At 58.5% G+C, this 17,540-nt stretch carries 14 protein-coding genes and 1 tRNA gene; 1 reads left to right on the top strand and 14 read right to left on the bottom strand.

Features of this window, described 5'->3' with window-relative positions; genetic code table 11:
• Window positions 1-24: 24 nt before the first annotated feature.
• Together rpsG and rpsL are read right to left on the bottom strand one after the other, a co-directional pair.
• Complete coding sequence (gene rpsG, locus H4I99_RS12485; RefSeq protein WP_099057553.1) at window positions 25-495, bottom strand: 30S ribosomal protein S7; 471 nt, start codon at window positions 493-495, stop codon at window positions 25-27.
• Between the two features lie 79 nt (window positions 496-574).
• The gene (gene rpsL / locus H4I99_RS12480) at window positions 575-946 is read right to left on the bottom strand and encodes a 30S ribosomal protein S12 (RefSeq protein WP_003507760.1); all 372 of its coding nucleotides are present in this window, start codon (window positions 944-946) and stop codon (window positions 575-577) included.
• Window positions 947-1,449: 503 nt separating this feature from the next.
• Here rpsL and H4I99_RS12475 point away from each other — a divergent pair.
• Complete coding sequence (locus tag H4I99_RS12475; RefSeq protein WP_163904974.1) at window positions 1,450-1,743, top strand: transcriptional regulator; 294 nt, start codon at window positions 1,450-1,452, stop codon at window positions 1,741-1,743.
• A gap of 70 nt (window positions 1,744-1,813) precedes the next feature.
• On the opposite strand, the gene H4I99_RS12470 is transcribed toward H4I99_RS12475, so the two are convergent.
• The 12 genes from H4I99_RS12470 to tuf form a co-directional block, all read right to left on the bottom strand.
• Complete coding sequence (locus tag H4I99_RS12470; RefSeq protein ID WP_163904972.1) at window positions 1,814-2,869, bottom strand: cytochrome-c peroxidase; 1,056 nt, start codon at window positions 2,867-2,869, stop codon at window positions 1,814-1,816.
• A gap of 181 nt (window positions 2,870-3,050) precedes the next feature.
• The gene (gene rpoC / locus H4I99_RS12465; RefSeq protein ID WP_163904970.1) at window positions 3,051-7,265 is read right to left on the bottom strand and encodes a DNA-directed RNA polymerase subunit beta'; all 4,215 of its coding nucleotides are present in this window, start codon (window positions 7,263-7,265) and stop codon (window positions 3,051-3,053) included.
• A gap of 183 nt (window positions 7,266-7,448) precedes the next feature.
• Window positions 7,449-11,585 (bottom strand): DNA-directed RNA polymerase subunit beta, encoded by a 4,137-nt coding sequence (rpoB, locus tag H4I99_RS12460; RefSeq protein ID WP_163904968.1) that lies wholly within the window; start codon window positions 11,583-11,585, stop codon window positions 7,449-7,451.
• 260 nt (window positions 11,586-11,845) lie between these two features.
• Window positions 11,846-12,226, bottom strand: a complete 381-nt coding sequence (gene rplL, locus H4I99_RS12455; protein WP_163904966.1) for a 50S ribosomal protein L7/L12 — start codon at window positions 12,224-12,226, stop codon at window positions 11,846-11,848.
• Between the two features lie 61 nt (window positions 12,227-12,287).
• Entirely contained in the window at window positions 12,288-12,806 is a 519-nt protein-coding gene (gene rplJ, locus H4I99_RS12450) for a 50S ribosomal protein L10 (RefSeq protein WP_099057547.1), read from the bottom strand.
• A gap of 346 nt (window positions 12,807-13,152) precedes the next feature.
• On the bottom strand, window positions 13,153-13,848 hold the full coding sequence (gene rplA, locus H4I99_RS12445) for a 50S ribosomal protein L1 (protein ID WP_163904965.1): 696 nt from the start codon (window positions 13,846-13,848) through the stop codon (window positions 13,153-13,155).
• A 2-nt stretch (window positions 13,849-13,850) separates the two neighbouring features.
• On the bottom strand, window positions 13,851-14,282 hold the full coding sequence (gene rplK, locus H4I99_RS12440) for a 50S ribosomal protein L11 (protein ID WP_099057545.1): 432 nt from the start codon (window positions 14,280-14,282) through the stop codon (window positions 13,851-13,853).
• A 149-nt stretch (window positions 14,283-14,431) separates the two neighbouring features.
• On the bottom strand, window positions 14,432-14,962 hold the full coding sequence (gene nusG, locus H4I99_RS12435) for a transcription termination/antitermination protein NusG (RefSeq protein ID WP_099057544.1): 531 nt from the start codon (window positions 14,960-14,962) through the stop codon (window positions 14,432-14,434).
• 18 nt (window positions 14,963-14,980) lie between these two features.
• On the bottom strand, window positions 14,981-15,181 hold the full coding sequence (secE, locus tag H4I99_RS12430; RefSeq protein ID WP_112831869.1) for a preprotein translocase subunit SecE: 201 nt from the start codon (window positions 15,179-15,181) through the stop codon (window positions 14,981-14,983).
• 192 nt (window positions 15,182-15,373) lie between these two features.
• A tRNA-Trp gene (locus H4I99_RS12425) sits at window positions 15,374-15,449 on the bottom strand.
• A 130-nt stretch (window positions 15,450-15,579) separates the two neighbouring features.
• Window positions 15,580-16,386 (bottom strand): hypothetical protein, encoded by an 807-nt coding sequence (locus tag H4I99_RS12420; RefSeq protein ID WP_163904963.1) that lies wholly within the window; start codon window positions 16,384-16,386, stop codon window positions 15,580-15,582.
• A gap of 197 nt (window positions 16,387-16,583) precedes the next feature.
• The coding region (gene tuf / locus H4I99_RS12415; RefSeq protein ID WP_186663313.1) for an elongation factor Tu at window positions 16,584-17,540 on the bottom strand (957 nt) is incomplete at its 5' end.

The following is a 17,540-nucleotide window of genomic DNA, read 5'->3' as shown; positions in this document are numbered from 1 at the left end:
GCCTTTCAATATTCGATCGGTTGATTACCAGCGGTAATGCGAGAAGGCGCGGTTCGCGTCTGCCATCTTGTGCGTGTCTTCACGCTTCTTGACGGCGGAGCCACGGTTGTTGGCGGCATCCATGAGTTCGCCGCAGAGGCGATCAATCATGGTGGTCTCGTTGCGCTTGCGGGCAGCAGCGATGAGCCAACGGATAGCAAGAGCCTGACGACGCTCGGGGCGAACGTCTACCGGAACCTGATAGGTCGCACCACCAACGCGGCGGGAACGCACTTCAACATGCGGCGCGATGTTATCGAGCGCCTGATGGAAGACGCCAAGCGGCTCCTGCTTCAGCTTGCCCTGAACGGAATCAAACGCACCGTAAACGATGCTTTCAGCCACGGACTTCTTGCCGTGAAGCATGATGGCGTTCATGAACTTGGTAACTACGAGATCGCCGAACTTCGGATCCGGATTGATTTCGCGCTTTTCTGCACTATGGCGACGGGACATACTAGTTTGTCTCTCAACAGTTGGGACGCTTTATCACGCGGAGAACCTCGCGCAGCGCCGGGAAAATCTGAAATCCGAATTACTTCGGACGCTTTGCACCGTACTTCGAACGACGCTGCTTACGGTTCTTGACACCCTGGGTATCGAGAACGCCGCGGATGATGTGGTAACGCACACCCGGCAAGTCCTTTACACGACCGCCACGGATCATGACGACGGAGTGTTCCTGCAGGTTATGACCTTCACCCGGAATGTAGCCGATGACTTCGAAGCCATTGGTCAGGCGAATCTTGGCGACCTTACGCAGAGCCGAGTTCGGCTTCTTCGGGGTCGTGGTGTAAACGCGGGTGCAAACGCCACGCTTCTGCGGATTTTCCTGCAGAGCAGGAACCTTGTTGCGCTTTACCTGTGCCTGACGCGGCTTGCGGATAAGCTGGTTTACGGTAGGCATATAACCATCCCTTGCAATATCTTGTCTCTAAAGCCCTCTCGGACCCCATTTAGCCGTTTCCGGCGGTGATCGCACAATTTCCTTCATGCGCAAAATGTGGCCCGATCCGCTCTTCGCGGATGGACCACAAAAGGCAGAGGACGCACACTTCGCGCGTCTTGCGTGCAGCATTTGTGTTCGTCAACGTGCGAAAAGGACCCTGTTTGAGGTGAACTTCAGAACAAGACGTTCCGAAAAGCCTAACCTCACATAGGCTCCGATGGCCGGCGTACTACTGTTTTCACCCCGTTCCGTCAAGTCTCAATCGTAAATTAATGCCGGAACGCAGGGCCTTCGGGCCGCTCCGACCCCCGTTCTGCACCCAAAACGGATCGCATGCAATAAATTGGCTTTAGCATTCGATCAAAACGCCATAGATAATGGCCAAAGCCTAATGGCGCGCACCCTCCTTCCTCCTCTCGATTCGACCGGGGGAATCAACCAGGCCGGAAAAGACCGACACCATGATCTCCACGCCAGACAACGACAACAATTTCGATGATCCGATGGTATTCATCATTATCGCCAAGGCCTATGAGGTCGAGGGCGGCGAAGGCATCGACCTACATATCATGCTTACGGCGGCGGATGACGATTCCGCCGTGCGTGCGGCTCTCAATGCGCTGTCGGAAGAAGGTTTTCTCGAAGCGGACCTCGACCAGATCGGCATGGTCACGTCCCCCCCGGATGAGGAACCTCATGCCTCCGCCTACCAGGGCGCCCTTGAGGGCGAAGTGGCGATCATCCGCTTCAATTGAGTTCTTTCCCAGAATGCGGAAGGGCCGTCGGATTTCCGGCGGCCCTTCTCTTTTCGACACTCAGGCCGGATCAGTTCTTCACTACTTCGCCGCTTGGCCTGGGTGTGCTATCCGTTTCAGCCGGCAGCACGGGATAGGAGACCTCCGGCATCTTGCCGGTCAGGGTGTTGAGGAATGCAACGATCAGGGTGACCTCTTCGTCGTTCAGTTCCTCACCCAGCTGGGCCGTACCCATGATGGCGACTGCCTGCTTGAGGTTCCAGACCTTGCCGGAATGGAAATAAGGGGCAGTCAGGGCAACGTTGCGCAGAGGTGCGGCGCGGAAAACGTAGGAATCATCGGCCGTGTTGGTGACGGCAAAGCGACCCTTGTCATTTTCAGGCAGCACGTCAGCGCCGGGCTTCTCAATCAGGCCGAAAGGATAATATCCTTCACCGCCGACGTTGATACCCGAGTGGCAGGATGAGCACCCCTTGTCTATGAAGAGCGCGAGACCCTGCTTCTGCTCAATGGTCATGGCGGCATCATCACCGTTCAGATAGGCATCGAACGGTGCGGGCGTGATCAGAGTTGCTTCGAATGCCTCAATCGCCTTGGCAAAATTGTCGAAGGTGACCGGATCTTCCTCGCCCAGGAAGGCCGCCTTAAACCATTCGACATATTGCGGCATCGACTTCAGCGTCGCCACGACCTGGGTCGGAGTATTCGCCATCTCCACGCCAGCCTGCACCGGCCCCTTGGCCTGAGCCTTCAGATCTTCGGCGCGACCATCCCAGAACTGGGCAATATTGAAGACCGCATTGAGCGCCGTCGGGGCGTTGCGCGGGCCTTTCTGCCAGCCATGACCGATCGAGGTCTCCAGGTTGTCGTCGCCACCAGTTGCGAGGTTGTGGCAGGAATTACACGAGAACACGCCAGACGCCGACATGCGCGGATCGAAAAACAGTGCCTTGCCAAGCGCGATCTTGTCGGGAGTGATCGGATTGTTGGCTACCGCCGGGATGGTGGACGGCAAAGGTTTGAAAGTGCTGAGCGCAGTTTCCCTGAGGTCCGCGGGGACGGGATCGGCGGAAAACGCCGTGGTTGCCAGAAGCAACGCTGCGACCGAAATCAGTAGTCTTTTCATAATAGCCTCCGTTCGTTTTGAACGGGACTCATATTAGAATAATTCTAAATCGCAGCTTTGCGCTCGATCAATGCTTAAAGCGCTGGGTTGTGGGGTGCAACGAAAAAAGGCGCCCGGAAGCCCCGCGCGCCTTTCAATCGTCAAAGGTGCGGTGCGACAAAAGAGCACCGCCCGATTTGCCTTATTCCGCAGCCGGAGCGTTCTCGACCGAAGCGAGATCCTGCAGCATCGGGGTTGCGACATCCGCACCCGTACCCCTCTTGCGCTCCTCAAGGATGAGCTCGTCGCGGTTCGTCGCAATGCGGCGGATCTGCGTCATTGTACCGCCGGTACCAGCCGGGATGAGGCGGCCGACGATGACGTTTTCCTTCAGGCCCTGCAGCGTGTCGGTCTTTCCGGCGATCGCAGCTTCCGTGAGAACCTTGGTGGTTTCCTGGAAGGATGCGGCCGAAATGAACGACGGGGTCTGCAGCGAGGCCTTGGTGATACCGAGAAGGACCGGATCGCCGTAAGCTGGCTTCTTGCCTTCCTCGATCAGACGCTCGTTGACGTCATCCAGTTCGATCCGGTCGACGTTGTCGCCGACGATGTACTGGCTGTCGCCGGAATCAGTGATCTCGACCTTCTGCAGCATCTGGCGAACGATCACCTCGATGTGCTTGTCGTTGATCACAACGCCCTGCAGTCGGTAGACTTCCTGGATTTCGTTGACCAGGTAGGAAGCGAGTGCTTCCACGCCCTTGATCGCCAGGATGTCGTGCGGAGCCGGGTTACCGTCGAGGATGTAGTCGCCCTTTTCGATGTAGTCGCCATCCTGAAGATGGAAGGGCTTGCCCTTCGGGATCAGGTATTCGACCGGCTCGACACCGTCTTCCGCCGGCTCGATGATGACGCGACGCTTGTTCTTGTAGTCGCGGCCGAGGCGGATCGTACCATCGATCTCAGCGATGATGGCGTGATCCTTCGGACGACGGGCTTCGAACAGTTCGGCAACGCGCGGCAGACCACCGGTGATGTCCTTGGTCTTGGCGCTTTCCAGCGGCGAACGGGCAAGAACGTCACCCTGGGAGACCTTCTGGCCGGGTTCGACCGACAGAATTGCGTCAACCGACAGCTGGAAGCGGGCTTCGCCACCGCGGGAAAGCTTCAGGACATTGCCCGCAGCATCCTTGATGACGATCGCCGGCTTGAGGTCGGCGCCACGCGGCGTCGAACGCCAGTCGATAACCTGACGCTTGGTGATACCAGTCGACTCGTCGGTCGCTTCCAAAACGGAGAGACCGTCGACCACGTCCTCGAAGTGCACGATACCTTCCACTTCCGTCATCATCGGACGGGTGTAGGCATCCCACTCAGCAAGACGCTGACCGCGGCGGACCTTATCGCCGTCGTCCACGAAGACCTTCGAACCGTAGGCGACACGCTGGGAGGAACGCTCAACGCCGCGCTCATCCAGAATGGTGATCGCCATGTTGCGGCCCATGGCAATAAGATTGCCTTCCGAGTTCCGCAGCAGGTTACGGTTCTTGATCGCGATCGTACCTTCATACGATGCTTCAAGGAACGACTGGTCGACCACGTTGGCGGTGCCGCCAAGGTGGAAGGTACGCATGGTAAGCTGAGTACCCGGCTCACCGATCGACTGCGCAGCGATAACACCTACGGCTTCGCCCATGTTGACCGGCGTACCGCGGGCGAGGTCTCGACCGTAGCAAACCGAGCAAACGCCCGTCTGTACCGCGCACGTCAGTGCAGAACGGATACGGATGGACTGAATACCAGCCTTTTCGATCTCGATAACATCGGCCTCGAGAATCATGCGGCCTGCATCAACGATACGGGCACCCGTGACCGGATGATCGATGTCATCCAGAGCGGTACGACCCAGAACGCGGGCGCCGATGGAGGCAACCACCTGACCGGCATCGACGATTGCCGTCATGGTGAGGCCCTTGTCGGTGCCGCAATCCACGAGGTTGACGATGCAATCCTGCGCGACGTCGACGAGACGACGGGTCAGGTAACCCGAGTTCGCGGTCTTCAGAGCGGTGTCTGCAAGGCCCTTACGGGCACCGTGGGTCGAGTTGAAGTACTCGTTAACGGTCAGGCCTTCCTTGAAGTTCGAGATGATCGGGGTCTCGATGATTTCGCCCGACGGCTTGGCCATGAGGCCGCGCATGCCGCCCAGCTGACGCATCTGGTTCGGAGAACCACGAGCACCCGAGTGCGACATCATGTAGATGGCGTTCATCGGCTTCTGGCGGTTGGTTTCCGGGTCGAACTCGACGGCCTTAATGCGGGCCATCATGTCTTCGGCGACCTTTTCGGTGGCCTTGCCCCATGCGTCAACGACCTTGTTGTACTTCTCGCCCTGAGTGATCAGGCCGTCGTTGTACTGCTGCTCGTATTCCTTCACCAGAGCTTCGGTATCGCCGACGATCTTGGCCTTGCTGTCCGGAATGACCATGTCGTCCTTGCCGAACGAAATGCCGGCGCGGCAAGCATGGGCAAAGCCGAGCTGCATGATGCGGTCGCAGAAAATGACCGTGTCCTTCTGGCCGCAATGGCGGTAGACCGTATCGATCATCTTGGAGATGTTCTTCTTGGTCATTTCCTGGTTGCAGATGTCGAACGGCACGTTGACGTTCTTCGGCAGCAGTTCGCCGATGATCAGACGACCCGGAGTGGTGTCGAAGATCTTCGAAACCGGGTTGCCATCGGCGTCCACGGTCTTGAAGCGGCCCTTGATCTTGGCATGAAGCGTGACGACCTTGTTTTCCAGAGCGTGCTGCAGCTCGCCCATGTCGGAGAAGGCCATGCCTTCGCCCGGCTCGTTCTGGTTCAGGATCGACAGGTAATACAGGCCGAGAACCATGTCCTGCGAAGGAACGATGATCGGGGCGCCGTTTGCCGGATGCAGGATGTTGTTCGTCGACATCATCAGCACGCGGGCTTCAAGCTGGGCTTCAAGCGACAGCGGCACGTGAACGGCCATCTGGTCGCCGTCGAAGTCGGCGTTGAAGGCAGTGCAGACGAGCGGATGCAGCTGGATGGCCTTGCCTTCGACCAGAGTCGGTTCGAAGGCCTGGATGCCCAGGCGGTGCAGCGTCGGTGCGCGGTTCAGGAGAACCGGATGCTCGCGGATAACCTCGTCAAGGATATCCCAGACTTCCGGTTTTTCCTTTTCAACCAGCTTCTTGGCCTGCTTGACGGTCGAGGAGTAACCCTTGGCATCGAGGCGGGCGTAGATGAACGGCTTGAACAGTTCGAGCGCCATCTTCTTCGGCAGGCCGCACTGGTGCAGCTTGAGTTCCGGGCCTGTCACGATAACCGAACGGCCGGAATAGTCGACGCGCTTGCCGAGAAGGTTCTGACGGAAGCGGCCCTGCTTGCCCTTGAGCATGTCGGACAGCGACTTCAACGGACGCTTGTTGGCACCCGTGATGACGCGGCCACGACGGCCGTTATCGAACAACGCGTCTACAGATTCCTGCAGCATGCGCTTTTCGTTGCGGATGATGATGCCAGGAGCGCGAAGTTCGATCAGGCGCTTCAGACGGTTGTTACGGTTGATGACGCGACGATAGAGATCGTTGAGGTCAGAGGTCGCGAAGCGGCCGCCATCGAGCGGAACCAGCGGGCGCAGGTCCGGCGGGATGACCGGGACGACCTTCATGATCATCCATTCAGGGCGATTGCCGGATTCCATGAAGTTCTCGACGATCTTCAGGCGCTTCATCAGCTTCTTCTGCTTGAGATCCGACGTGGTGTCGGCAAGCTCGGAGCGCAGATCGCCAGCGATCTTCTCGAGGTTCATCGAAGCGAGCATTTCGTAGATGGCTTCAGCACCGATCATGGCGGTGAACTGGTCTTCGCCGAACTCGTCGACGGCCATCATGTATTCTTCTTCGCTGAGAAGCTGGTTTTCCTTGAGCGAGGTCAGGCCCGGCTCAGTCACGATGTAGTTCTCGAAATAGAGAACGCGTTCGACATCCTTCAGCGTCATGTCGAGCAGCGTCGAAATACGCGAGGGAAGCGACTTCAGGAACCAGATGTGGGCAACCGGCGCTGCGAGCTCGATATGGCCCATGCGCTCGCGGCGAACGCGCGACAGAGTGACTTCGACGCCGCACTTTTCGCAGATGATGCCCTTGTACTTCATGCGCTTGTACTTGCCGCACAGGCACTCGTAGTCCTTGATCGGTCCGAAGATGCGCGCGCAGAAGAGACCGTCACGCTCCGGCTTGAACGTACGGTAGTTGATGGTCTCGGGCTTCTTGATCTCGCCATAGGACCAGGACAGGATCTTTTCCGGGCTCGCGATCGAGATCCGGATGGAATCGAAGTGCTGTGCCGGCACCTGCGGGTTGAAAAGGTTCATGACCTCTTGGTTCATGCCTATCTCCTTAACGGGCGATGTGCCCTTGCTTGGCACTGAAAGCGGCGATTTCCCGGGCCACCGCATCAGGCCTTAGAATGACAATAACCGCAAAATGCGGCGAAACTCCCTGCCCTTCCGAACGTTCCGAAGGGCGGGATACGTGCGCTGCCTCGCGACAGCGCACGCCTTGTCAAAACATCATTCCGCCGCGTCGGGCAGGCTGGCCTCGGCTGCAGCATCGATCTTGGAGTTTTCAAGCTCGACGCTAAGACCCAGCGACCGCATTTCCTTGACGAGAACGTTGAAGCTCTCCGGAATGCCGGCCTCGAAGGTGTCGTCGCCGCGGACGATCGCTTCGTAGACCTTGGTACGACCGGCCACGTCGTCCGACTTCACCGTCAGCATTTCCTGCAAGGTGTAGGCGGCGCCGTAAGCTTCCAGAGCCCAGACTTCCATTTCCCCGAAGCGCTGACCGCCGAACTGCGCCTTGCCGCCCAGCGGCTGCTGGGTAACGAGCGAGTAAGGACCGATCGAACGGGCGTGGATCTTGTCGTCAACCAAGTGGTTGAGCTTGATCATGTACATGTACCCGACGGTGACCTTGCGATCGAAGGGCTCACCGGTACGACCATCGTACAGAACCGACTGACCCGACGAATGCAGGCCGGCGCGCGTCAGCATGGACGCAACGTCGGGCTCATGCGCACCGTCAAAGACCGGTGTCGCGATGGAGACACCCCTGCGGGACTGTTCCGCCAGCTTGACAAGCGAATCATCGTCGAAGTTGGAGACTTCATCCTTGGCCTGCGACGCGTAGACTTCCGTCAACTCCGTCTTCAGGTCGGTAATGTCCATCGTCTTCCGATACTCGTCGAGCAGCTCGCCGATCTTCTTGCCCATGCCTGCGCAAGCCCAGGCAAGGTGGGTCTCGAGGATCTGGCCAACGTTCATTCGCGAAGGAACGCCGAGCGGGTTCAAGCAGATATCGACATGCGTACCGTCTTCAAGGAACGGCATGTCTTCGATGGGCACGATACGCGAGACAACACCCTTGTTGCCGTGACGGCCGGCCATCTTGTCGCCCGGCTGGATCTTGCGCTTAACAGCTACGAAGACCTTGACCATCTTCATGACGCCCGGAGGCATTTCGTCGCCGCGCTGGACCTTTTCGACCTTGTCCATGAAGCGCTGCTCAAGGCGCGACTTGGATTCGTCGTACTGGCCACGCAGGGCTTCGATCTCGCCCTGGACCTTCTCGTCCTCGACGGCGAACATCCACCACTGCGAACGCGGGTATTCGGAAACGACCGCATTCGAGAGCTCGACGCCCTTCTTGAAGCCCTTCGGACCTGCAACCGAAACCTGACCACGCAGCATGTCGAGCAGACGGCCGTAGACGTTACGGTCGAGGATCGCCTGTTCGTCGTCGCGGTCCTTGGCAAGGCGTTCGATTTCCTCGCGCTCGATCGCCATCGCACGTTCGTCCTTCTCAACGCCATGGCGGTTGAAGACGCGAACTTCGACGATGGTGCCGAACGTGCCCGGAGGCATACGCATGGAGGTATCGCGAACGTCAGAAGCCTTTTCACCGAAGATGGCGCGCAGAAGCTTCTCTTCAGGCGTCATCGGGCTTTCGCCCTTCGGCGTGATCTTGCCGACGAGAATGTCGCCCGGAGCGACTTCCGCACCGATGTAGACGATACCGGCTTCGTCGAGGTTCTTCAGCGCTTCTTCCGAAACGTTCGGAATGTCGCGCGTGATTTCTTCCGGACCAAGCTTGGTGTCACGCGCCATCACTTCGAATTCCTCGATGTGGATGGAGGTGAACACGTCGTCGGCTACGATACGCTCGGACATCAGGATCGAGTCTTCGTAGTTGTAACCGTTCCACGGCATGAACGCGACGAGCGCGTTGCGGCCGAGAGCCAGGTCGCCCAGATCGGTCGACGGGCCGTCAGCGATGATGTCGCCCTTGTTCAGAACGTCACCGACTGAAACCAGCGGGCGCTGGTTGACGCAGGTGTTCTGGTTCGAACGCTGGAACTTCATCAGGCGGTAGATATCGACGCCGGACTTCGACGGATCGAGGTCTTCGGTTGCGCGGATAACGATACGGGTCGCATCGACCTGGTCGACAACACCGCCACGACGGGCAGCGATAGCTGCGCCGGAGTCACGGGCAACGACCGGCTCCATGCCGGTACCGACGAACGGAGCTTCCGCACGCAGGAGCGGAACGGCCTGACGCTGCATGTTCGAGCCCATGAGAGCGCGGTTGGCGTCATCGTTTTCGAGGAACGGGATCAGAGCCGCTGCGACGGAGACAAGCTGCTTCGGCGAAACGTCCATCAGGTTGATGTTGTCGCGCGGGGCAAGCATAACTTCGCCGGCGTGACGGCAAACGACGAACTCTTCGACGAACTGGCCGTCGGAGGTGAGCTCCGAATTGGCCTGCGCGACGTAGTATTTCGCCTCTTCCATTGCCGAGAGGTAGACAACGTCAGTCGTTACCTTGCCGTCCACGATCTTGCGGTACGGGCTTTCGATGAAGCCGTACTTGTTGACGCGTGCGAAGGTGGCCAGCGAGTTGATAAGACCGATGTTCGGGCCTTCCGGCGTTTCGATCGGGCAAATTCGGCCGTAGTGGGTCGGATGAACGTCGCGGACTTCGAAGCCTGCGCGCTCGCGGGTCAGACCACCCGGGCCAAGAGCCGAAAGACGACGCTTGTGGGTGATTTCCGAAAGCGGGTTCACCTGGTCCATGAACTGCGACAGCTGCGAGGAGCCGAAGAATTCGCGGACGGCAGCAGCAGCCGGCTTGGCATTGATCAGGTCCTGCGGCATGACGGTGTCGATCTCGATCGACGACATGCGTTCCTTGATCGCGCGCTCCATGCGGAGCAGGCCGAGGCGGTACTGGTTTTCCATCAGTTCGCCGACAGAACGAACACGGCGGTTGCCGAGGTTGTCGATGTCGTCGATCTCGCCCTTGCCGTCGCGCAGTTCGACCAGCATCTTGACCACAGCCAGGATGTCGTCCTTGCGCAGAACGCGAACGGTATCTTCCACCTGCAGGTCAAGACGCATGTTCATCTTGACGCGACCGACGGCCGAAAGGTCGTAGCGCTCGGCGTCGAAGAACAGCGAATTGAACATGGCTTCAGCGGAATCCATGGTCGGCGGCTCACCCGGACGCATGACACGGTAGATATCGAACAGGGCGTCCTGACGATTTTCGTTCTTGTCGGCGGCAAGCGTGTTGCGGATATAGGCGCCGACATTGATGTGGTCGATGCCCAGAACCGGGATCTCGTCGAAACCGGCACCCAGAAGGTGCGCGAGGCTCTTCTCGTCGATCTCGTCGCCGGCTTCCATGTAGATCTCACCGGTCGACATGTTGACCATGTCCTCGGCGAGATAGTTGCCATAGAGATCCTCGTCGGACGCCTTGAGGGCCTTGAGGCCCTTGTCGGTCAACTGGCGAAGGAGACGCGGAGTAAGCTTCTTGCCACCTTCGACAACGACTTCACCGGTATCGGCGTCGATCATGTCGGAAATGGTCTTGGCGCCCTTCAGCGTTTCCGGCTGGAAGGGAATGCGCCAGCCCTTGCCGTCACGGGCGTAGGACGACTTGGTGTAGAAGGTCGAGAGGATTTCCTCGCCGTCCATTCCGAGCGCCATCAGTAGCGACGTCACCGGAATCTTGCGGCGACGGTCGATACGGGCGTGAACGATGTCCTTGGCGTCGAACTCGATGTCGAGCCAGGAACCACGATACGGAATGACGCGGGCAGCAAACAGCAGCTTACCCGAAGAATGGCTCTTGCCCTTGTCGTGGTCGAAGAACACGCCCGGAGAGCGGTGCATCTGGGACACGATAACACGTTCGGTACCGTTGACGATGAACGTACCGTTGTTGGTCATCAGCGGCATGTCGCCCATATAGACCGACTGTTCCTTGATGTCCTTGATCGACCGGGCACCGGTATCCTCGTCGATATCGAACACGATAAGGCGCAGCGTCACCTTGAGCGGCGCTGCGTAGGTCAGATCGCGCTGACGGCATTCGTCCACGTCGAACTTCGGCGGCTCGAATTCGTAGGATACGAATTCCAGCATGGAAGCGCCGGAGAAGTCGGTGATCGGGAATACGGACTTGAAAACAGCTTGAAGTCCCTCGTCGGGGCGGCCGCCTTGCGGCTCGTCAACCATGAGGAACTGATCATAAGAGGCCTTCTGAACCTCGATGAGGTTCGGCATTTCCGCGACTTCTGGGATTTTACCAAAAAACTTGCGTACGCGCCTGCGACCGTTAAACGATAGGGTCTGAGCCATCGTCGCTCCTTGTCAATTTTGCATCCGGGCCTGCAACAGACGGACACCGCTGGCCAGTCGGCTCCGTCAATCAATGGATCGTTCAATCTCGTCTCGCTTGCCAGAACCTGCGGCCGGATTGCCGGAAGCCCTGGTGGAGACCATCCTCTTGAAGAACCCATTACCCAAGAGCCGTTTTACCGGCTCTTGGGTAATAGTTTCAGAGGAACAAGCGGTTGGGAGAGAGCGATACCGCCCTCTCCCAACAACCATTTCCGATATTACTTAACGTCGACCTTAGCGCCGGCGTCCTCAAGCTTCTTCTTGAGGTCAGCGGCTTCAGCCTTGGAAACGGCTTCCTTGACCGGCTTCGGAGCGCCTTCGACGAGGTCCTTGGCTTCCTTGAGGCCGAGGCCGGTGATGCCGCGAACTTCCTTGATGACGTTGATCTTGTTGGCGCCGGCGTCGACGAGGATAACGTCGAATTCGGTCTTTTCTTCTTCAGCAGCAGCAGCAGCACCGCCGCCGGCAGCAACGGCAGCAACAGCTACCGGAGCTGCAGCAGAAACGCCCCACTTTTCTTCGAGCAGCTTGGAAAGCTCAGCAGCTTCCAGAACGGTCAGAGCAGAGAGGTCTTCTACGATCTTTGCGAGATCAGCCATTTTACTAGTTCCTTTTGTGTTCGGTTCGAACTGGTTTGATTATGAACAGCGAAAAACCGCCTTAAGCGGCTTCGTCCTTCTTGGCATAGGCTGCGAAAACGCGAGCCAGCTGACCGGCCGGAGCCTGGACAACGCCTGCAATGCGAGTAGCCGGGGTCTGAATCATACCCAGCAGCTTTGCACGCAGCTCGTCCAGCGAAGGCAGGGTCGCAAGCGACTTGACTGCATCCGCGTTCAACGTGGTCGTACCCATGGCGCCACCGAGAACAACGAGCTTGTCGTTGGTCTTGGCGAAATCCATGACGACCTTCGGAGCGGTGATCGGGTCATTGCTGTAAGCAATGAGCGTCTGACCCTTGAACAGGTCCGACATCCCTTCCGACTCCGTGCCCTGAAGAGCGATCTTGGCCAGGCGGTTCTTCGCGACTTTGACGGTGCCGCCAGCAGCGCGCATCTTCGAACGAAAATCGTTCATCTGCGCAACTGTGACACCAGCATAGTGGGCCACAACAACCGAACCGGAAGCCTTGAAGACTTCGTTCAGTTCTGTGACGAATTCGCGTTTTTCCGCTCTTTCCACTGTCTGTCTCCAGTAGACGGGACCGCAATCCTGCAGGCCCCATCGGGTTTGCCTTTTGCCTCAAGGGATCTTCTTAAAAAGATCCCGAGCGACGCTTGAGGATCCTGTCCCCTCGCACTGTTACCTCAAGGGCTCCAGGCACAAGGCACACTAGGCTCGAACCGACACTTCAGCGGCGCCTCGGGCACCTTAGTGAAATCTCGGGTCTTACCCGTCTCATGCCGGCATATATTAAGGCCGAAGCCGCCAGCAATCTCGGACAGGAAATCCGGGTTTCCCCGGATACTCCCGGCCCCGAAGGACCGGGAATTCTTTAAAACCGGGATCCGCGGGATCCCGGAAAAATTCAGGCCGTGACCGTCGACGGGTCGATCTTGACGCCCGGCCCCATGGTCGAGGAGATCGCTACGCGCTTGACGTAGTTACCCTTGGCGCCAGCCGGCTTTGCCTTGACGACAGCGTCAGCGAAGGCCTTGATGTTTTCTTCGAGCGCCTTTGCGTCGAAGGAAGCCTTGCCGATACCGGCATGAATGATACCGGCCTTTTCGACGCGGAACTCAACAGCGCCGCCCTTGGAAGCCTTGACAGCTCCGGCGACATCCATGGTTACCGTACCAACCTTAGGGTTCGGCATCATGCCACGCGGGCCGAGAACCTTACCAAGGCGACCGACGAGCGGCATCATGTCCGGGGTCGCGATGCAACGATCGAAGTCGATCTTGCCGCCCTGAACGATTTCCACCAGTTCTTCAGCACCGACGATGTCTGCACCAGCAGCCTTGGCTTCATCAGCCTTGGCGCCACGAGCGAAGACAGCAACGCGAACGTCGCGGCCCGTGCCGTTCGGCAGGTTGACAACGCCGCGAACCATCTGGTCAGCGTGACGCGGGTCAACGCCGAGGTTCATAGCGATTTCGATGGTCTCATCGAACTTGGCGACAGCGCGTTCCTTGACCATGACGATAGCGTCGGTCAGGGCAACGAGCTTGGTCGGATCGACGCCTTCGCGGATCTTCTGAATGCGCTTTGCGAGCTTAGCCATGATCAACCTACCACTTCCAGGCCCATGGAGCGGGCAGAACCCTCAACCATTGCCATTGCGCCTTCGACGTCAGCAGCGTTCAGGTCCTTCATCTTGCCTTCGGCGATCGCACGGACCTGAGCCTTGGTGATGGTACCGACCTTCGCACCCTTGCCCGGAGTCTTGGAACCGGAGGTGATCTTTGCTTCCTTCTTCAGCCAGTAGGTAACCGGCGGCTGCTTCATTGCGAAGGTGAAGGACTTGTCCTGGTAATAGGTGATGACGACCGGGATCGGCATACCCTTTTCCATTTCCTGCGTGGCGGCATTGAACGCCTTGCAGAATTCCATGATGTTAATGCCACGCTGACCAAGTGCCGGGCCGATCGGCGGGGACGGGTTAGCCGATCCTGCCTTGACCTGGAGCTTGAGCTGGCCTGCAACTTTCTTAGCCATATCTCTCTGCCTTTCATTGCGAACCGGTTGCCCGGCTCAATATGCCGAAACAAGTCCGGCGGCTGCGGTTGCGTGGTGCGTCTGGAAAGCCCGGCTTACTAGGCCACCATCCTCCCACGCGGGTCAGGGAGTTACCTCCCCTTGTCCGATCAGACCTTTTCGACCTGACCGTATTCCAGCTCGACAGGGGTCGCACGACCGAAGATCGAAACCTCGACCTTGAGGCGCGACCGCTCCTCGTCGACATCCTGAACAATGCCGTTGAACGAGGCGAACGGACCATCGGAAACACGGACCTGCTCACCGATCTCGAAGGAGACGGACGACTTCGGCCGTTCGACACCTTCCTGAACCTGACCAAGAATACGGTCAGCTTCATAATCCGGAATCGGAACGGGCTTATTGTCGGAACCGAGGAAGCCCGTAACCTTCGGAGTATTCTTGATCAGATGATAGGCCTCATCCGTCAGGTTCGCCCGCACCAGCACATAGCCGGGGAAGAACTTGCGCTCGCTATCGACCTTGCGACCGCGACGGACCTCAACAACCTTCTCGGTCGGAACGAGGATCTTCTCAAAGAGATGCTCAAGACCCTTCTGCCGAGCCTTGTTCTCGATGTCTTCCGCGACCTTCTTCTCAAAATTCGAATACGCGTGGACGATATACCAACGTGCCGCCATGTCCGTGTCCGCCCTTAATTAGTTGCCGAGGCTCAGAACGAGTCTGAGCAGCCAACCGATCAGCTGGTCGGCAGCAAAGAAAAACAGCGAGGCAAAGACAACCATGGCAAGAACCATAGCGGTCGAAATCATGGTCTCGCGACGCGACGGCCACGTAACCTTGGACGTCTCGGAGCGGACCTGCTGCAGAAACGCGAATGGATTTGCCTTGGATGCCATTTAATGCCCACGCATTTACGGCGCGTAAAGCCGAACTGATCAGCCCCACGCACCGCGTGTCTGTTTAAACCCTACATAAAGATCGATTCCCGATTTAACAAGAGGGAATCCGACCTTCAGCGACATTTCGGCCAATGCCCATCCGCAGACTTATAGCCTATCGTCGCTGAAATACTAGCGCCGAACCGGACATGGCAGGGGCAGAGGGGCTCGAACCCCCGACCTGCGGTTTTGGAGACCGCCGCTCTACCAACTGAGCTATACCCCTAAGCCGTTCCCGATAAGCTTCGATTCTGAACCGCCGCTTTCGAGCTTGGCGCTCTTTAAGGTGCCCCGACGAGAATGGCAAGTATCTTTTTCGCCTTTTTCAATCAGCCCCTACCAACACGCCGCGAAGCTCACCATTTGCGGGCAAGTCTGGCCCTAAATGTTGCCTCCGCACCACCCGAGACGCCCTTGACGGAAGCCGAGACGCTGGCTCCTGAAGCGAGCGATTTGCGCAATGCAAGCGAGACCGCGTTATTGCCAACGGTCTCAACGGACGCAGCCGCGACGACAGCCGCATCAAGGTTGGCGAATGAAAGAGTGACTGATTGAAGCGCCACGAGATTGGTTACCCCCTCCCCGAGACCGTCCGCCTTTAAGCTGCGGGTCGTGGTCAGGTCCAGCGAGCCCATTGGAACGGAGGACCTTGTCTGATCCAGGCCGATGCTGCCCTTTCCTATTCGTGCATCGAACCCGCCTCGCAAAATGGAAGTGTTCGATTCGGCAGAGGCGAGGCTCACCTCGCCCCACAAGCGCACCGGTGCAACGCTCGTTCCGGAGAGCTCCGCGCTAGCCACCGTCATATTGGATTCCACCCCGAAGCTCGGACGCCCCGAGCTATCGAGCGCGACGCCCGAACGAAATGCGAAATCACGTCCGCCCGATTTGGTGACATTCCAGACAAGCGGACGGTCCTCGGCAAGAGCCATCCCGGCTTGAAGGCCCAGGACAATTTCGGCAATAGCGGCGGCGCATGCTGCACCCTTCGAGATCATCATCCGCGTCGTTCCGTTAGTTTGAGCGGCGGGGAAGGTGCCGCGCTGCACTAAGACGGCGACCAGTTCGTTTCTAACTATAATAGTTACAATTGAATTGACAAACGACAAAATTCGCATGCCAGCCGTGCGACGCGACCGCAGGGCGTCTGCGGCAAATATCACCGGCTCCTCACCCTCCCCCTTCGACAACAACAAAAAACCCCGCCGAATACGGCGGGGCTTCTTTCCATCCCTTACGGGAGCAGAACCTGTTGGTCATGAAGGCGACGACGCTTACGCCGACGTTGAGATCGCGCCTGAGCGCCATCTCCACTTTACCAGAGCCGTCGACAGCTTACGCCATCGCCTCCGTTCATCAATCACTCGATGATGGATGCGACGATGCCGGCGCCGACGGTACGGCCGCCTTCGCGGATAGCGAAGCGCAGCTTTTCTTCCATCGCGATCGGAACGATCAGCTCAACCTGAACAGTGACGTTGTCGCCAGGCATAACCATTTCCGTGCCTTCCGGCAGAGAAACGATACCCGTCACGTCCGTCGTGCGGAAGTAGAACTGCGGACGGTAGTTCGTGAAGAACGGCGTATGACGGCCGCCTTCTTCCTTCGTCAGGATGTAGGCTTCAGCCATGAACTTCTTGTGCGGCTTGACAGAGCCCGGCTTGCACAGGATCTGGCCACGCTCGACGCCGTCACGGTTAACACCGCGAACCAGTGCGCCGATGTTGTCGCCGGCCTGGCCCTGGTCGAGCAGCTTGCGGAACATTTCAACGCCGGTAACAGTCGTCTTCGAGGTCGGGCGGATGCCGACGATTTCGACTTCTTCACCAACCTTGACGATACCACGCTCGACGCGGCCGGTCACAACCGTACCACGGCCCGAGATCGAGAACACGTCTTCGATCGGCATCAGGAACGGCTGGTCGATCGGACGTTCCGGGGTCGGAATGTATGCGTCGACTTCTTCCATCAGCTTGCGGATGGCGTTTTCGCCGATTTCCTTGTTGGAGTCTTCCAGAGCGGCAAGAGCAGAGCCCTTGACGACCGGGATGTCGTCGCCCGGGAAGTCGTACGAGGACAGAAGTTCGCGAACTTCAAGCTCGACGAGTTCCAGAAGTTCTGCGTCGTCAACCTGGTCGACCTTGTTCAGGAACACAACGATCGCCGGAACGCCAACCTGGCGGGCCAGCAGGATGTGTTCGCGGGTCTGCGGCATCGGGCCGTCAGCGGCCGAGCAAACCAGGATCGCGCCGTCCATCTGCGCAGCACCGGTGATCATGTTCTTGACGTAGTCGGCGTGGCCGGGGCAGTCAACGTG

This window comes from Paenirhizobium daejeonense (assembly GCF_014280875.1).
GTDB classification, from domain to species: domain Bacteria; phylum Pseudomonadota; class Alphaproteobacteria; order Rhizobiales; family Rhizobiaceae; genus Allorhizobium; species Allorhizobium daejeonense.
This window is presented reverse-complemented; position numbering and strand designations above follow the sequence as displayed.